Raw genomic sequence first — 16,116 nt, 5'->3', positions numbered from 1 at the left:
GCGAGACCGGGCTTCACTCGCACCCGGGTACCGGCGCCACGCGGTGATCGGGGGAGTCGAGCCAGATGTGCTGCCGTCCGTCCGGGGCGACGGTCAGGCCGTAGCGCGTCATGTCCGGGCGGCCGTGTGCCAGCCAGTGGCGGTAGGCGGCTTCCACTTCATCCCAAAGTCTGCGGGGTCCGTACTGCTCCACGCGGTGGGCGGCGCGGCCTTCGAAGTCCACCGAGGCCCACGACCGTTCGCCGGTGACGTCGAACAGCCAGATGGTGAACTCACCAGAGCCGTCCGAGGCGTCGAAGCGGTGCCAGGAGACGTCGGGCACCTGAACGCTGATGGCGAAGTCCGGTCCGGGACGTCCGAACATCTCCCGGGGGTCGAGGCCGGTGGCGGAGACGTCCGGGGCGTCGCCCGGGTGGACGTGGTCACAGAGCCTGCCCAGGTGGACCCGGTCCTGCCGCATCCACATGAACGCGGCCGGCCCGGTGAACGGCCCTGACGCGGTGCCGTCCGCGCCGACGGCGAGCCGCAGCAGGGCATCGTTGTGGTAGGCGTTCCCGAACGGGGTGACGATGACGCCGCCCGGGCGGGTCTGCCGGAGCCAGGCCGGGGGGATGCGCCGCACCGACGCCGTCGCGATGATCCGGTCATAAGGCGCTCCCGGCGGGTGGCCCTCGAACCCGTCGGCTGTGATCACATCGACCGGGCAGCCCGCCTCGGCCAGTGCGCGGCGCGCCCGCTGCGCGACCTGCGGATCCACCTCCACGCTGGTCACGCCGCCGGTTCCGAGCCGGGCGGCCAGCAGCGCGGCGTTGTAGCCGGTCCCGGTGCCGATCTCCAGCACCCGCATCCCCGGCTCCGCCCCCAGCTCATGCAGCATCCGCAACACCAGGCTCGGCTGGCTGGCGCTGCTGGTGGAGCACTCGCCCAGTGCACCCGGCACGGGCTCGCGCCCATCATCGACCTGGGTGACGACATACCCGTCGCTGTCCACCTCCCGCCACCAGCCGTCCGGGTCGTCCGCGCGCGAGAGGGGACGCCAGCCCTCCTCGCCCTCGACCCAGATCACCTCGGGGATGAACAGGTGCCGCGGCACGGCCCGGAACGCCTCCCGCCACTGCGGCGGCACCGCCCCGGCCTCCTCCAGCTCCTCGACCAGCCGCCCCGTCACTTCTGCTCTCCGGTCTTCTCCTTGCCCGACCCGTGCCTCCACTGCCCGTTGCTCTGCTGCCTGGCGAGCTTGCCCGTCGTCCCTCCTGCCGAGGTGCCGTCCGGGACATCGGCTGCCCGGGATGTCCGCTGGATGTTCCGGCAGGGCGAAGAGACCAGGACGCTGCATTCCGTGGTGAGAACCGCCTGCTGATCCTGCCGGTTGCGGTGGAGCTGCGCAGCGGTTAATGAACCGGTTCCCTAATCGTTGAAGAAGTCGAATTCGCCGTTGCGGACGCCTTTGAGGAAGGCTTCCCATTCGGCTCGGGTGTAGATGATGACTTCGGCGTCGGGGCGTTTGCTGTGGCGGACGGCGACGCGTTCAGTGCCGTCGTTCAGGGGACCGGCCTCGACGCAACTGCCGCCGTTGTGAGGGCTGTAGGTGCTGATGTGCCAGGCGATGCGGGCGCGCTCTTCGGGGCTGAGGGTCTGGTGGGTCTCGGACATGATCACTGCCATTCCTCTGCTAGCGCCGAGATCAGTTCGATGGAGTCGGCTGGTCCAAGGGCTAGGCTTTCGTGTCCATCGTACGCTCGGATGAAACGTTCTGTATCGGGTGACTCTATATAGATTGCACCCGCCAGTGTCTCGGTATACGCCACCTCAGGGAATGAGTCGGGCAGCGTGAATATGTCGAACGTGCCGTACGTGCCGGCCGGTGTGCCCGCGCGGAAGGGAAGGACCCGAATGTCTACGGTGGGCCTGGCTGCGTACTCGATGAGGTGGCGGAGCTGAGCGGCCATGATCGCCGGGGTGCCGATCTGGCGGTGCAAGACGGCCTCGTCCAAAATCACCGACAGCCGGGGCGGAGTGTCGCCGTCCAGTAGTCGCTGGCGAGTCATTCGCAGTTCGAGCCAGCGCTTTATCTGGTCGGGGGATGCGCCGGGCTCATTGACGCGGATCACGTGCTCGGCGTACTCGGGGGTCTGGAGTAGGCCCGGCACCACGATGGCCGCGAACGAGCGGATGTGCGTTGCGCGGGCCTCCAGCCAGACGAAGTCGATCATGGAGCCTGCGACGTCGTGGACGTAGCCGTCCCACCAGCCCTTTTGCCAGACGTCCTGGCTGAGTCGCAGGAGCGCTTCGCGGCGCTGGGGGTCGGAGACGCCGTACAGGTCCATCAGCGCCAGCAGGTCGGGGCGGCGGATCGGGTAGAAGCCGGACTCGAAGCGGCTGACGGTTCCCGGGTCCCGCTGCAGGTACTCGGCGGCGTCCTTGAGCAGGAGGCCGCTCTTTTCACGCAGTTCGCGAAGCTGCTGGCCGAGCCACTGGGACCGCAGTGTCGCCCGCTGTGGGGTGCGCATCCCGGGGTCTCCTTCCACCGGCTGTCATGAAGATGGCCACAAAAATCAAGAGGAACAACTTGTCCTCCTTGGGCCTTGGTGAAACGATACCAACTGTAGGTCATCCGACACTGTTTGTGACCGAAAACAAGCAAAAAGGGCCGGGACGGACCCATCGCGTGCCAGTCGGAGCCGTCCCGGCCCGGATGCTCGGAAGGGAGCACCCGAATGGAGGGTATCCGCAGGTCCGGAAGGCCGTCTGTTCCTCACGGGGACGAGCCGGAGAGCAGGATCGCCGCCGCTGAGGTCGCCGAGCTGACCGGAGGGCGGGTCGCGCGGCTGTTCGCCCTGGTGCAGGAGTTCGACGACGACAACGACCGGCCGGTGCGGGAGGTCGTCGCCTATGGGATGGCGCTGCCCGGTGGGCACACCATGACGGTCACGCCGTCCGGGGCGGGCATCCACACCTGGCAGAGCCCGCACAGCGCGTCCCGGCGTCTGGGCTCGGAGCTGGTCTGGCTGGTCTGATCCTCGGTCCGGCCGCAAAAACGGCATGCCGTGTGCGTCCGGTGGCGTTCGGCCGGGGCGCTGGCATCCGCCGGCTCTGTGCGGCCGCGCCGGCGGAGACGGTCTGGTGTCATCCCCCGGCGTTCACCGGGCTGAGGGCGGTTCCCGTCCCGCGAGAGCCACCCTGATGTCCATTCCCGGCGCCGAAGACGCGTTCCATACGGACGCAGATCCGAAGCGTCCCCATGGGCATGCCGTCGGCCGGTGGGGGAGCGGTTGCCACTCCGCCGGACCATCGGGCGGACAGCGGTCCCCTCAAACCGAGGGCCGGATACGCGACGGTGGCGGACCCCACAAGCCGGGGGTCCGCCACCGTGCGAAGGTCAGTAGGTCGGCAGGCTCGGGTCGATCTGGTTGATCCAGGCCAGGATGCCGCCGCCGACGTGCACCGCGTCGGAGAAGCCGGCGTTCTTGACCACCGCCAGGGCCTCGGCGGAGCGGACGCCGGACTTGCAGTGCAGGACGATCTTCTTGTCCTGGGGCAGGCGCTCCAGGGCCGAGCCGTTCAGGAACTCGCCCTTGGGGATCAGCGTGGCGCCCGGGATGGAGACGATCTCATGCTCGTTCGGCTCGCGGACGTCCACCAGGAAGATGTCCTCGCCGCGGTCCAGCATGGCCTTCAGGTCGTGCACCGAGATGGTGGAGTCCTTGACGGCCTCGCTGGCCTCGTCCGACAGGGTGCCGCAGAAGGCCTCGTAGTCGGGCAGCAGCTCGGTGATGGTGGGGTTCTTGCCGCACAGGGCGCACTCGGGGTCCTTGCGGACCTTGACCGAGCGGTAGGTCATCTCCAGGGCGTCGTAGATCATCAGCCGGCCGACCAGCGGCTCACCGATACCGGTGATCAGCTTGATGGCCTCGTTGACCTGGATGGAGCCGATGGAGGCGCACAGCACGCCCAGCACCCCGCCCTCGGCGCAGCTGGGCACCATGCCCGGCGGGGGCGGCTCGGGGTACAGGCAGCGGTAGCACGGGCCGTGCTCGGCCCAGAACACGCTGGCCTGGCCGTCGAACCGGTAGATCGACCCCCACACGTACGGCTTGCCGAGCAGCACCGCCGCGTCGTTGACCATGTAGCGGGTGGCGAAGTTGTCGGTGCCGTCCACGATCAGGTCGTAGCCGGAGAAGATCTCCATCACGTTGTCGCGGTCCAGCGCGACGTTGTGCACCACCACGTTGATCAGCGGGTTGATCTCCCGGACGGTGGCGGCGGCCGACTCGGCCTTGGGCACGCCCAGCGACGACTGCCGGTGGATGACCTGGCGCTGCAGGTTGGACTCGTCCACCACGTCGAAGTCGATGATGCCCAGCGTCCCGATCCCGGCGGCGGCCAGGTACATCAGCGCGGGCGAGCCGAGACCGCCGGCGCCCACGCACAGGACCTTGGCGTTCTTCAGACGCTTCTGACCCGCCATCCCCACGTCGGGGATGATCAGGTGCCGCGAGTAGCGATTGACCTCTTCGCGGGTGAGCTCCGCAGCGGGCTCGACCAGAGGGGGCAACGACACGGTGATGCTCCTGTGCTCAGCCTGTAAGGGCGGGTGGGACGCCGCCCGTCGGCGATCCCGTCACAGCACAACCTTGCCATGCCGCCGCTGATTCCCGAACACGGACCTCGCCAGGCATGAAATGGGCGATAGCGGGCATCGATGGGCGACCCGACATGTGAGGAGTCGACCCGATGCGGTTCTTGCGACGCGTCATGCGGCGCCCGGTCGTCCGCGAGCGGACGCCGAGCCTGAGAGAGCTGCGGGCCCGGTTGCGGACGGAGCAGGCCGAGGCGCGGCTGCTGGACACCGAGAGCCGCATTCACCGGGAGGCGGCGCGGATCCGCCGGGAGATCCGCTCGTCCAAGCGGCAGTGACGAAACCGGCGACGGTGTGAAAGGCGGGCTCGGATGAGTTTTCTGGACAAGCTCAAGAACAAGGCGCAGCAGATCACAGGGCGCGGCAAGGAAGAGGTCGGCCGGCGCACCGGCGACAGCGGCCTGGAGAGCGAGGGGCGCGGCGAGCGCGCCACCGGCGGCATGAAGCAGGCCGGTGAGCGCGTCAAGGACGCGGCCAAGGACGTTCGGCGCGGCTTCGGGCAGTGACCTCGCCCACGGCGTGCGGTGCAGAGCCCTTCGAAGCGGAGGGCTCTGCACGTATGCGCGGATAGCGTCGATGGGCGTTATGTTGTGAGACGTGGCCGTCCAGCCGTTTCGCGACCCGCCGGAGCTTGAGCCTGCGCGGGAGGAGCCGGATCGGCGGCCCGCCGTGCACCCCGCCGGGCACAAGGCGTTCGGCCTGCGCGGACGGCACTGGGCGTGGGCGGCGATCGCGGTCGCGGCCGGATACCTGGCGCTGGGCGTGGTCGCGGTCACCGGCGCCGTGCAGATCCTCACCCGTGAACCCACCGACGCCGAGCTGCGCCGGGCCGCCGACGCCGAGGTCGCCCGCCGCTGGCAGGCCTGGCCCGCCGGGCGGATCTTCCCCGAGCGGCTGACCTACCTGCCCGGCACCGACGAGGTCGAGTACGCCACCAGGGCGGGCATCGCGCCCGGCACCGACTGCAAGAGCGCGGTGGACGCCTCCATCGCCCCCATCCTGCAGCGCCACGGCTGCCGCGCCGTGCTGCGCGCCACGTACGCCGACCAGCTCGAAGGGGTGGTGGTGACGGTGGGCGTGGTCGTCTTCCCCGACCAGCAGGCCGCCTACAAGGCCCGCCGGGAGATCCCCGGATCGCCCACGGCGCTGCGCGCCGCCGCCTTCCCCGGCACCGTCGCCGCCCGGTTCGACGACGCCGCCCGCCAGGTCGGCACGGCCGAACGCGGCGGTCCCTACCTGGTGCTGACCACCGCGGGCCACTCCGATGGACGCCCGGCCGCCGCGGTGCGCGGCAAGCAGCAGCCCGGCGACCTGTTCGGCCTGGTGCCCCAGCTCGGGCACGCCATCGCGCAGAATCTGTCCACCCGGGCGCTGCCGGACTGCACCAGCGCCGACTGGCAATGCTGACCTGCGACGGGAGGGCGGCGATGAGGAAAGCGGTGCGGGCCCGGGCGGCCGCGCTGGCCGTCGCCCTGCTGGCGTTCGTCGGCGTGCCCGCACCGGTCTGGGCCGATGAGATCCGCGACCGGCAGCGCGCCATCTTGAACACCCTCGGCGTGCAGGAGGCCTGGCAGTACACCCGGGGCGGCGGGGTGACCGTCGCGGTCGTCGACTCCGGGGCCGACCCCTCCCACCCGGATCTGCGCGGCTCGGTGACGGTCGGCCCCAACCTGCTGTCGCGCACCGACGGCGGACGGGCTCCGGCGGGACGGCACGGCACCGGCATGGCCTCGCTGATCGCCGGGCACGGCCACGGCCCCGGAGGCCGGGACGGCATCATCGGGGTCGCGCCCGAGGCGCGGATCCTGTCGCTGCGGGTGATCGCCGAACCCGAGGACCCCGGCTACCTGGCCTACCGCACCAGCCGGGCGGCACGGGACGCGGTGGCCCGCGGCATCCGTTACGCCGCCGACCACGGCGCCGACGTGATCAACCTTTCGCTGGGCAACGCCCGGCCCAACCCGGCCGAACGCGAGGCCATCGCGCACGCCATCGCCAAGGGCGTGGTGGTGGTCTCCGCCGTGGGCAACGACGGCGACAAACGCGAGCTGCTGGACGCCGACGGCTTCGCCCCCTACTCCTACCCGGCGGCCTACCCGGGGGTCATCGCGGTGGCCGCCACCGACGCCAAGCACCGGCGGGCGCCGTTCTCCACCCGCAACCACTCGGTGCTGCTGGCCGCGCCGGGGGACGATGTGCCGATGGCCGGGCCGGACGGCACCTACTTCCTGGCCGAGGGCACCAGCGGCGCCAGCGCGCTGGTCTCCGGGGTGGCCGCGCTGATCCGCTCCCGCCACCCCGACCTCAAGCCCTCCCTGGTCAAGCAGGCGCTGCTGGAGAGCGTCCGGTTCGGCCCGCCCGGCAAGTACAACGCCTCGGTGGGGTTCGGCGAGGTCAACGCGGCGGCGGCGGTGCGGGCGGCGGACCGCCTGGCGGGCACGCCCCGCGGCGGCGGCGCCCTGCCCAGCAACGAGCGCTTCACCGACGGGGAGCCGCCGGGCCCGGTGAAGGTGATCGACCAGCCGGCGTGGACCGAGCCGGTGGCGGTCGGCGTCATCGTGCTCACCGTCGCCGGGGCGGGCCTGGCCGTGGCCGTCTCCGTCGCGCTGTACCGCCGCACCAGGCCCGCGCCGTCGGACCCCCGCCCGGCCGCGGCCGAGGAGCCGCCGCCCGAGCCGCCCCCGCCCCTGATCTTCGATCCGGACGCCCCCGCCGAGCCCGAACCGGTGCCCGTCGCGGTGACCTTCGAGCCCGCGGACGTTCCATTGGCGGTCGAGACGGCCCCGCCGCGCCCGCAGGCCACCGTGTCCGTCCCCTCGTACGTCCCCGGGACGGGCCCGCGGCCCAAGGCTCCCGCCTTCGAGCCTCCCGACCTGCCGCCCGGCCCTCCGCCGCCCGAGCCCGCCCAGCGCAAGAGACGGGTGCCGCTGGTTCTGGACCCGCCCCCCGGCGCGGGCAGGCCGACCTTCGAGCCTCCCTACCCGCCGGCCCCGGTCGCCCCGTCGCTGGCGCCGCTGCAGCCGGTGGTGGGCGCCTACGGCCCCTGGCCGCCTCCGGGCGCACCGGCACCGCCATACGGGACGCCGTGGCCGCCTCCGAACGGGCCGTCCGGCCGGCCATGGCCGTCTCCGGGTGCACCGGCATCGCCGTATGGAACGCCGTGGCCGCCTCCCAACGCCCCCGGGCCGATGCAGCCCCCTCCGGACGGAAACAGGACTGCGTAACAGGCGACCGGCCGGGCGGCGGGGCTTTCTGGAAGCACGGCCGGTGCTCGGATGACGTGCCCACAGGCCCGGCGGAAGCAGGCCGGTGCCGCCGATTCCCTCGCGCCCCGGCGGCGGGACGGCCAGAATCGGACGATGCAGCAGGAGCCTGACGAGTTCGCCGAGCTGGTGCTGGAGGTGGCGGAGCGGATCCCGCCCGGCCGGGTGCTGTCGTATGGGGACGTGGCCGAGCTGCTGGGACGCGGCGGCCCCCGGCAGGTCGGGCGGGTCATGGCCCGCTGGGGCGGCGGCGTGCCCTGGTGGCGGGTGATCCGCGCCGACGGCAGCCCTCCGCCCGGCCACGAGGTGCGGGCCCTGCAGGAGTACCTCGCCGAGGGCACCCCGCTGCGGCAGGACGGGACCCGCGTGGACATGCGGCGGGCCCGCTGGGACGGCCGCTCCTGACCCGCGGCGGCGGCACGCGGGGGAAGGCACGCCGCCGCAGCGGGTCGGCCGGCGTCACCCCCGCCCGGTAGGATCACCGAACCCACAGGCCACGGCCGTCACATGCGTCCCTTATGTCACATTTGAGACATAAGGGTGTTCAGGCCAGGCGAAACCCGATGATCTGCTGGAATCGTCTGTTGTGCCATCAGCGTCCTACCGCCTCGTCCGTCGCTCCGGCCTCATCCGGACGGCCCCGCCCGAGCTCGACGAGCAGCAGCGGCGGGTGGTCGAGCATGCGCACGGGCCGCTGCTGGTGCTGGCCGGGCCGGGCACCGGCAAGACCACGACCATCGTCGAAGCGGTGGTCGACCGCATCGAACGCCGCGGCTGCGACCCCGAACGCGTCCTAGTCCTGACCTTCAGCCGCAAGGCCGCCGAGGAACTGCGGCACCGCATCACCGGGCGGCTGCGCCGCACCACCCGCGCCCCGCTGGCGCTGACCTTCCACGGCTACGCCCACGCCCTGTTGCGCCGCGATGCGATCCGGCGCGGCCAGGAGCCGCCCCGCCTGCTGTCGGCCCCCGAGCAACTGCTGGAAGTGCGGCGGCTGCTGGAGGGCGAGGCCGCCGACGGCGCCGTGCACTGGCCGCGCCGCCTGCATGAGGCGCTCACCACCCGGGGCTTCGCCGAAGAGCTGCGCGACTTCATGCTGCGCGCCGCCGAACGCGGCTACGGCCCCCAGGAGCTGGAAGAACTCGGCTACCTCAAGGGCCGCGACGACTGGGTGGCCATCGGCCGGTTCATGAACCGCTACGAGCAGCGTTTCGCGGTCGACCCGGTGCTGACCTACGACTACACCGACCTGATCGAGGCCGCCGCCGCGCTGCTGGCCGAAGAAGAGGTGCGCTTTCAAGAGCGCGCCGCCTACGACGCGGTGTTCGTCGACGAGTACCAAGACACCGACCCCGCCCAAGAACACCTGCTCAAGCACCTGGCCGGCGACGGCCGCGACCTGGTCGTGGTGGGCGACCCCGACCAGTCCATCTACGGATTCCGCGGCGCCGACGTGCGCGGCATCATGGACTTCCCGCACCGCTTCCCGACCGCCGACGGCCGGCCCGCCCCGGTCGTGGCGCTGCGCGAATGCCGCCGGATGAGCCCGGCGATCCTGGAGGCCTCCCGCCGCATCGCCCGCCGCCTGCCCGCCGGCCCGTCGGCCGCCGAGCACCGCGCGCTGCGCCCCCGCCAGGGCGCCGAGGACGGCGAAGTGCACGTCGTCATCGCCGACAGCCCCGGCCAGGAGGCCGCCCTGGTCGCCGACGAGCTGCGCCGCGCCCACCTGCTGGAGGGAGTGCCCTGGTCGCGCATGGCGGTGCTGGTGCGCAGCGCCGTCCGGCAGGTCCCGCCGCTGCGCCGCGCCCTCGCCCAGGCCGGGGTGCCGGTGGTGGTGGCCGGGGACGAGCTGCCGCTGATGGGCGAACCGGCCGTCCGGCCGTTTCTGGTGCTGCTGCGCGCGGCGCTGGAGAAGGGCTACCTGACCGGCGAGGTCGCCGAGGAACTGCTGACCGGCCCGCTCGGCGGCGCCGACGCGCTGACCCTGCGGCGGCTCAAACGGGCGCTGCGGGAGGTGGAGACGCTCTCCGGCGGCGACCGTCCCGTGGGCGAGCTGCTGGTGGCCGCCCTGGAGGACCCCCGCGAACTGCTGCTGGTCCACCCCAAGGTGCGCGCCCCGGCCGAACGTGTCGCCCACCTCCTCCAGGTGGCCCGCCAGGGCGGCACCGCCGAAGAGGTGCTGTGGAACGTCTGGCAGGCCAGCGGCCTGGCCGACGCCTGGCTGGAGCAGAGCGCCAAGGGCGGGGCCCGCGGCGCCGCCGCCGACCGCGACCTGGACGCCGTGGTGGTGCTGTTCGAACGCGCCGCCCGCTTCACCGACCGAATGCCGCAGGCCGGGCCCGAACTGTTCGTGGCCGAGATCTCCGGCGAGGAGATCGCCGGGGACACCATCGCCGACCAGGCCCCCGAAGGCGAGGCGGTGCGGATCCTGACCGCCCACCGCGCCAAGGGCCTGGAGTGGGAGGTGGTCATCGTCGCCGGAGTGCAGGAAGGGGTGTGGCCGGACCTGCGGCTGCGCGGCTCCCTGCTGGGCGTGGAAGAACTGATCGAACACCACGCCGGCAGCGACCTCGCCGACCTGCTCGCCGAGGGGGGACGCGGCACCGCCGCGGGCGCCTCCATGGCGGCCAAGCTGCTGGACGAGGAGCGGCGGCTGTTCTACGTGGCCGTCACCCGGGCCCGCCGCCGGCTGGTCGTCACCGCCGTGGGAGGCGACGACACCGAAGAACGCCCCTCCCGCTTTTTGAACGAACTGGCCCCCGGCGCCCTCGAACGCTCCGAACTGGATGAGAAAACCCGCTGGCTGTCGCTGCCGGCCCTGGTCGCCGACCTGCGCGCGGTGGTCACCGACCCGTCCCGGCCCCAGCCGCTGCGCCGCGCCGCCGCCGCCCACCTGGCCCGGCTGGCCCGCGCCGGGGTACGCGGCGCCCACCCCGACTCCTGGTACGCCATCACCGCGCTGTCGGACCCCCGCCCGGCCTTCACCGCCGACGAGCAGATCACCATCTCCCCCTCCCAGGTGGAGACCTTCACCACCTGCGGGCTGCGCTGGCTGCTGGCCTCGGCGGTCGGCGCCCGGGACGGCGGGCCCGATGAGCTGGCCACCATGGGCAAGGTCGTGCACGCCGTCGCCGAGCTGGCCGGCAGCCACGGCGACCTCGCCGAAGAGGACGTGGCCCAAAGACTGGACGAGATCTGGAAGGAACTGAACTTCGGCAGCTCCTGGTACTCCGGCAAACAACGCGAACAGGCCGCCAAGATGGTCGATAAGTTCCTGGCCTGGCACCGCGCCAACCCCAACGAGCTCGTGGCGCTGGAGGAGGACTTCCAGGTCGAACTCGGCCGGGTGGTCATCCGGGGCCGCATCGACCGGGCCGAACGCGACGAGCACGGCCGCGCCGTGGTCGTCGATATCAAAACCTCCGCCCAGAAGGTCCCCGACAAGGAACTGGCCCGCCACCCCCAACTGGGCGTCTACCAGTACGCGGTGACGCTGGGCGCCCTGCAACGGCACGGCCTGGTCGAACCGGGCGGGGCGGTGCTGGTGCAGGTCGGCAAGGGATCGTACGAGAACAAGGCGCGCGAGCAGCGGCAGCCGCCGCCCGCCGAGGACGGCGACCCCGACTGGCCCAAGAAACTGGTCGAGGTGGTGGCCACCGGCATGGCCGGCGAGGTCTTCCAGGCCCGTCCCAACGACAAATGCCGCACCTGCCCGGTGCGGTCCTGCTGTCCCGTCCACGACGAGGGCGGGCAGGTGGGGTTGTGATCACCCCCGTCGAACTGGCCCGCCTGCTGGAGCTGCCCGAACCCACCCCCGAGCAGGCCCGGGTGATCTCGGCGCCGCTGGCCCCCATGGCGGTGATCGCCGGGGCCGGCTCCGGCAAGAGCGAGACCATGGCCGCCCGCGTGGTGTGGCTGGTGGCCAACGGCCTGGTGCGGCCCGAACGGGTGCTGGGGCTGACCTTCACCCGCAAGGCCGCCGGTGAGCTGGCCGCCCGCATCCGCCGCCGTCTCGACCAGCTCCGCGACCGCCTGCCCCAGGACGAACTGGACCGGCTGGGCGGGGAGGCGGCCCTGGACGGCGAACCGACGGTGTCCACCTACCACTCCTATGCCGCCCGGCTGTTCGGCGACCACGCCCTGCGCGCCGCCCTGGAACCCACCATGCGCCTGATCAGCCCGGCCATGGCCTGGCAGCTCGCCGCCCGGGTGGTGGACGACTACGACGGCGCCATGGACGGCATCGACTGGCGGCCGGACACGGTGGTGCGGGCCGTGCTGGACCTGTCCGGCGAGCTGGCCGAGCACCTGCGCACCCCCGAGGACGTCCGCGAGATCGGCCGGCGGCTCCGGGCGCAGTTCGACGCCCTGCCCGGACGGCGGGGGGCCGCAAAGAACGTGCTGGCCACCCAGGAGATCCGGGAGCGACTGCTGCCGCTGGTGGAGGCCTACCAGCGGGCCAAGATCGAACGGGAGGTCCTCGACTACGGCGACCAGGTGGCGTTGGCGGCCCGCATCGCCCGCGACCACCCCGACGTCGGGATGATCGAACGCTCCCGCTATGCGGTCGTCCTGCTGGACGAGTACCAGGACACCAGTCACGCCCAGCTCGTCCTGCTCACCTCGCTGTTCGGCGGCGGCCACCCGGTCACCGCGGTGGGCGACCCGTGCCAGTCCATCTACGGGTGGCGGGGCGCCGGCTCCGGCAACCTGACCGGCTTCCCCGAGGACTTCCCCCTCGCCCCGGCCGTCCCGAGCCGGGTCGCCGCCGTGCCCCCGCCGCGCCCCGGCCGGCGCCCGCCCCGGCACGCCCGTCCCGCCCCCACGGCCACGCTGTCGATCAGTTGGCGCAACGGCGAACGCATCCTGGAGGTCGCCGCCCGCATCCAACAAGGCCTGCGCGCCGACACCGCGAACGTGCCGCGGCTGCGTCCGGGGGAGGGCCGCCGCGGCCGCGGCCGGGTCGAGTGCGCCCTGCTGCCCACCGTCACCGCAGAAGCCGAGCACATCGCCGAGCGCATCCGCCGCCTGCGGGCCGCCGACCCCGAGCTCGCCCCCGACGGGCTGCCCTGGGACGAAGGGCCGCTGAAGTACTCCCACATCGCCGTGCTGGTCCGCCGCCGCTCCCAGATCCCGCCGCTGCGCAAGGCCCTGGAGGAACGCGACATCCCCGTCGAGGTGGTCGGGCTGGGTGGGCTGCTGACCGTCCCCGAAGTGCAGGACGTGGTGGCCACGCTGCGGGTGGTGCACGACCCCACCGCCGGGGCCTCGCTGGCCCGGCTGCTGACCGGCCCGCGCTGGCGGATCGGCCCGCGCGACCTGGTGGCGCTCGGCCGCCGCGCCCGCCGGCTGGCCAGTGAGAACACCCGGGACATCACCCCGCCCCCCGACGCCTCCGAGCTTCGGCCCGAGCCCGCAGCGAACGCCGAGGAAACCGACCCGCTCCGCCAGGTCGTCATCGAGCTCACCCAGGAGACCGGCAGCCTGGTGGACGCCCTCGACGACCTGGGCGACCCGTCCGCCTACTCGCCCGAGGGCCTGGCCCGGCTGCGCCGCCTGGCCGCCGAGCTGCGCACGCTGCGCTCCCAGGTCGGGCTGCCGCTGCCGGACCTGGTCGCCGAGGTGGAACGCACCCTGGGCCTGGACATCGAGGTCGCCGCCCGCTCCGGCCTGGACCCGGCCGGCGCCCGCGCCGACCTGGACGCCTTCATCGAGACCGCCGCCTCCTTCGCCGAGGAGTCCGAAAACCCCACCCTGGGCGCGTTCCTGGCCTACCTCAAGGCCGCCGAGAGCGAGGAGTTCGGCCTGCCGGCGGGGCGGGTCAGCGAGAGCGACAGCGTCAAACTGCTCACCGTGCACGCCGCCAAGGGCCTGGAGTGGCCGGTGGTGGTCGTCCCCGGGCTGTGCTACCTGCCGAGCGGAAGCGGCCGTCCCGTCAAGGGCTCGATCTTCCCCTCCCCGCCGCAGCAGTCCACCCGCTGGACCGACAACCCCCGCCTGCTGCCGTTCGAGCTCCGCGGCGACTACGAAAAGGGCAACCTGCCCAGACTCAACGGCCTGACCAAGGCGGACCTGGACCGCTTCAAGGACGAGTGCGCCGATCGGGATCTGCGGGAGGAACGCCGCCTGGCCTACGTCGCCGTCACCCGCGCCTCCCACCTGCTGATCGCCACCGGCCACCGGTGGGGCGCCACCGCCCGCCCGCTGCACCCCTCGCCGTTCCTGGAGGAGATCCGCCAGGCCTGCGAGACCGGGGCGGGCCGCGTCGTCAGTTGGGCCGACCCCCCCGAAGAAGGCGCCGCCAACCCTCTGCAGGCCGAGGCGGAACCCGGCCGGTGGCCCGCCACCCCCGAGGGCCGCCGCTACGCCGCCATCGTGGAGGGCGCCGAGATGGTCCGCGACGCCATGGTCGGCCGCACCGCCCCCTGGGCCGGCGACGACGGCCTCACCGAGGCCGACCGCCGCCGCATGACCGCCTGGGCGCGGGATGTGGAACTGCTGCTGGCCGAGCGGGACCGCGGCCGCGGCGGCGACGTCCTGCAGGTCGAGCTGCCCGCCAAGCTCACCGTCTCCACCCTGGTCGCGCTCTCCCGCGACCCCCAGGAGGTGGCCCGCTCGATCCGCCGCCCCATGCCGCGCCCGCCCGCCCCCTACGCCCGCCGCGGCACCGCCTTCCACCGCTGGCTGGAGTCCCGCTGGGGCCAGCAGCGCCTGCTGGACCCCGACGAGCTGCCCGGCGCCGCCGACGAGGGCGCCGCCGACGACTCGATGCTGAGCGAGTTGCAGCGGCGCTTCGAAGAATCCGAGTGGGCCTCCCGCCGCCCCCTCGACATCGAGGTCACCTTCGAAACCGTCCTCGGCGACCGCGTGCTGCGCGGCCGCATGGACGCCGTCTTCACCGCCCCCGACGGCGGCTATGAGGTCGTCGACTGGAAGACCGGCCGGCCCCCCGCCGACGAGGACTTCCGCCACGCCGCCGTCCAACTGGCCGCCTACCGCCTGGCCTGGGCCGACCTGGCCGGCGTCCCCCTGGAGAAGGTCAGCGCCGCCTTCCACTACGTCCGCTACAACCGCACCATCCGCCCCGCCGACCTCCTCGACCGCGCCGGCCTGACCGCCCTGCTGGAGAACATCCGCCCCATCGACTGAAACCGGCGCGCAGATCCGGGAGCACCGGCTGCGGGGGAGCGCTTTCACCGCCTCCCGCCGGTGTGAGGGACCCCCTATGGCCAGAAAGTGAAGTTCGGGAGATGATCCCCGCATCGAGCGAGGAGGTCGAAGTGACGGTGACGCGCGCAGAGAAGATCGTCCGGGAGGTCGGCGGGCGGCCGGAGCGGGGCGGGGATCCCAGGTTGAGGATGTCCTTCACCGCGAACCTGGTGCGGCTGGTGGAGTTCACCGAACCCGAGCTCGACCCCGAGGACGTGGTGCTGGAGACCTGCGCCGGCACGGCGGTGCTGTCGCGGGCCATCGCCCGGCGAGTACGGCACGTCACCGCGCTCGACCTGGACGAGGGCAAGCTGGCCGAGGGCAAGCGGGAGGCCGACCGGGACGCGCTCACCAACATCACCTTCACCCGGGGCGACGCCACCGCCCTGCCCTACATCGGGCGTTCCTTCACGCTGCTGCTGAACCGTTTCTCGCTGCACGAGGCCGACGACCCGGCGGCGGTGCTGCGCGAGCTGGTGCGGGTGAGCCGGCCCGGCGCCGGGCTGGTCGTGGCGGACCTGGTGCGGCCGGAGGACGGCGCCGCCGACCCCGACCGGCTGGAGCGGCTGCGCGACCCCTCCCACCGCCGGCTGCTCACCGTGCAGCAGATCACCGACCTGATCACCGAGGCCGGGGCCGAGGTCAAGCGGACCGACCGGTTCGATGTGGTGCGCCCGCTCGAGGCCTGGCTGGCCAAGTCCGGCACGCCCGCCGAGACCGCCGAGCAGATCCGCGCCGAGCTGCGCGCCGAACTGGACGGCGGCCCCGCCACCGGCCTGCGCCCGGTGATGGTGGACGGCGAGCTGTGCATCACCCAGGCCAACGCCTACTTCGGCGCCATCGCCCCCTGAACGCCCCCCGGGCTTTCCGCCGCGGACCTGCGTGAGCGTTCCCGGGCCCGAACCCACCCCCGGGTCCGGGCTCACTCGCGTTCCCCAGCCGGTCGAAAACGGATACCGGTGACCGGAAGAGGACAGCCATCCAAGATCGCTTTTCGCCGGAGTC

At 72.8% G+C, this 16,116-nt stretch carries 13 protein-coding genes; 9 read left to right on the top strand and 4 right to left on the bottom strand.

What is annotated here, in order from left to right; translation table 11 throughout:
* Window positions 1-13: 13 nt before the first annotated feature.
* The 3 genes from BUE48_RS18715 to BUE48_RS18705 form a co-directional block, all read right to left on the bottom strand.
* A complete protein-coding gene (locus BUE48_RS18715; protein ID WP_286990646.1) occupies window positions 14-1,168 on the bottom strand; it encodes a methyltransferase domain-containing protein in 1,155 nt (384 codons plus the stop codon).
* A 239-nt stretch (window positions 1,169-1,407) separates the two neighbouring features.
* Window positions 1,408-1,653 carry a DUF397 domain-containing protein gene (locus BUE48_RS18710; RefSeq protein WP_052305703.1) on the bottom strand — a complete coding sequence of 82 codons (246 nt, stop codon included), beginning with the start codon at window positions 1,651-1,653 and terminating at the stop codon, window positions 1,408-1,410.
* A 2-nt stretch (window positions 1,654-1,655) separates the two neighbouring features.
* A complete protein-coding gene (locus tag BUE48_RS18705) occupies window positions 1,656-2,510 on the bottom strand; it encodes a helix-turn-helix domain-containing protein (RefSeq protein WP_012854079.1) in 855 nt (284 codons plus the stop codon).
* A 207-nt stretch (window positions 2,511-2,717) separates the two neighbouring features.
* On the opposite strand from BUE48_RS18705, the gene BUE48_RS18700 reads away from it, so the two are divergent.
* Window positions 2,718-3,017 (top strand): hypothetical protein, encoded by a 300-nt coding sequence (locus BUE48_RS18700; protein ID WP_286990645.1) that lies wholly within the window; start codon window positions 2,718-2,720, stop codon window positions 3,015-3,017.
* Between the two features lie 362 nt (window positions 3,018-3,379).
* On the opposite strand, the gene moeZ is transcribed toward BUE48_RS18700, so the two are convergent.
* The gene (gene moeZ / locus BUE48_RS18695; RefSeq protein ID WP_012854077.1) at window positions 3,380-4,561 is read right to left on the bottom strand and encodes an adenylyltransferase/sulfurtransferase MoeZ; all 1,182 of its coding nucleotides are present in this window, start codon (window positions 4,559-4,561) and stop codon (window positions 3,380-3,382) included.
* 173 nt (window positions 4,562-4,734) lie between these two features.
* Between moeZ and BUE48_RS18690 the strand changes: the two genes are divergently transcribed.
* The 8 genes from BUE48_RS18690 to BUE48_RS18655 all read left to right on the top strand — a co-directional run bounded on the left by BUE48_RS18690 (window position 4,735) and on the right by BUE48_RS18655 (window position 15,962).
* Window positions 4,735-4,917: a hypothetical protein gene (locus BUE48_RS18690; protein ID WP_012854076.1), complete on the top strand. Its 183-nt coding sequence runs from the start codon at window positions 4,735-4,737 to the stop codon at window positions 4,915-4,917.
* Window positions 4,918-4,950: 33 nt separating this feature from the next.
* The gene (locus BUE48_RS18685) at window positions 4,951-5,145 is read left to right on the top strand and encodes a CsbD family protein (RefSeq protein ID WP_012854075.1); all 195 of its coding nucleotides are present in this window, start codon (window positions 4,951-4,953) and stop codon (window positions 5,143-5,145) included.
* Window positions 5,146-5,236: 91 nt separating this feature from the next.
* A complete protein-coding gene (locus tag BUE48_RS18680) occupies window positions 5,237-6,046 on the top strand; it encodes a hypothetical protein (RefSeq protein ID WP_012854074.1) in 810 nt (269 codons plus the stop codon).
* A 20-nt stretch (window positions 6,047-6,066) separates the two neighbouring features.
* Window positions 6,067-7,863, top strand: a complete 1,797-nt coding sequence (locus BUE48_RS18675; protein WP_286990644.1) for a S8 family serine peptidase — start codon at window positions 6,067-6,069, stop codon at window positions 7,861-7,863.
* Between the two features lie 135 nt (window positions 7,864-7,998).
* Window positions 7,999-8,307: an MGMT family protein gene (locus BUE48_RS18670; RefSeq protein ID WP_286990643.1), complete on the top strand. Its 309-nt coding sequence runs from the start codon at window positions 7,999-8,001 to the stop codon at window positions 8,305-8,307.
* A 181-nt stretch (window positions 8,308-8,488) separates the two neighbouring features.
* Complete coding sequence (locus BUE48_RS18665) at window positions 8,489-11,668, top strand: ATP-dependent helicase (RefSeq protein WP_286990642.1); 3,180 nt, start codon at window positions 8,489-8,491, stop codon at window positions 11,666-11,668.
* The gene (locus tag BUE48_RS18660) at window positions 11,665-15,051 is read left to right on the top strand and encodes an ATP-dependent helicase (RefSeq protein WP_286990641.1); all 3,387 of its coding nucleotides are present in this window, start codon (window positions 11,665-11,667) and stop codon (window positions 15,049-15,051) included. Before BUE48_RS18665 ends, BUE48_RS18660 begins: the two co-directional genes overlap by 4 nt.
* 101 nt (window positions 15,052-15,152) lie before the next feature.
* Window positions 15,153-15,962 carry a class I SAM-dependent methyltransferase gene (locus BUE48_RS18655; protein ID WP_052305544.1) on the top strand — a complete coding sequence of 270 codons (810 nt, stop codon included), beginning with the start codon at window positions 15,153-15,155 and terminating at the stop codon, window positions 15,960-15,962.
* Window positions 15,963-16,116: the final 154 nt, after the last annotated feature.

The organism is Thermomonospora sp. CIF 1 (assembly GCF_001896795.1).
Classification (GTDB): domain Bacteria; phylum Actinomycetota; class Actinomycetes; order Streptosporangiales; family Streptosporangiaceae; genus Thermomonospora; species Thermomonospora curvata.
Note: the sequence above shows the minus strand (reverse complement) of the source record. Positions and strands in the feature narration are given on the sequence as shown.

What these genes read in the sequence shown, in the direction of transcription:
- BUE48_RS18700 (WP_286990645.1), top strand. Translation starts at nt 2,718, where the DNA reads ATGGAGGGTATCCGCAGGTCCGGAAGGCCGTCTGTTCCTCACGGGGAC.
- BUE48_RS18710 (WP_052305703.1), bottom strand. Translation starts at nt 1,653, where the DNA reads ATGTCCGAGACCCACCAGACCCTCAGCCCCGAAGAGCGCGCCCGCATC.
- BUE48_RS18690 (WP_012854076.1), top strand. Translation starts at nt 4,735, where the DNA reads ATGCGGTTCTTGCGACGCGTCATGCGGCGCCCGGTCGTCCGCGAGCGG.
- BUE48_RS18685 (WP_012854075.1), top strand. Translation starts at nt 4,951, where the DNA reads ATGAGTTTTCTGGACAAGCTCAAGAACAAGGCGCAGCAGATCACAGGG.
- BUE48_RS18655 (WP_052305544.1), top strand. Translation starts at nt 15,153, where the DNA reads ATGATCCCCGCATCGAGCGAGGAGGTCGAAGTGACGGTGACGCGCGCA.
- BUE48_RS18670 (WP_286990643.1), top strand. Translation starts at nt 7,999, where the DNA reads ATGCAGCAGGAGCCTGACGAGTTCGCCGAGCTGGTGCTGGAGGTGGCG.
- BUE48_RS18675 (WP_286990644.1), top strand. Translation starts at nt 6,067, where the DNA reads ATGAGGAAAGCGGTGCGGGCCCGGGCGGCCGCGCTGGCCGTCGCCCTG.
- BUE48_RS18705 (WP_012854079.1), bottom strand. Translation starts at nt 2,510, where the DNA reads ATGCGCACCCCACAGCGGGCGACACTGCGGTCCCAGTGGCTCGGCCAG.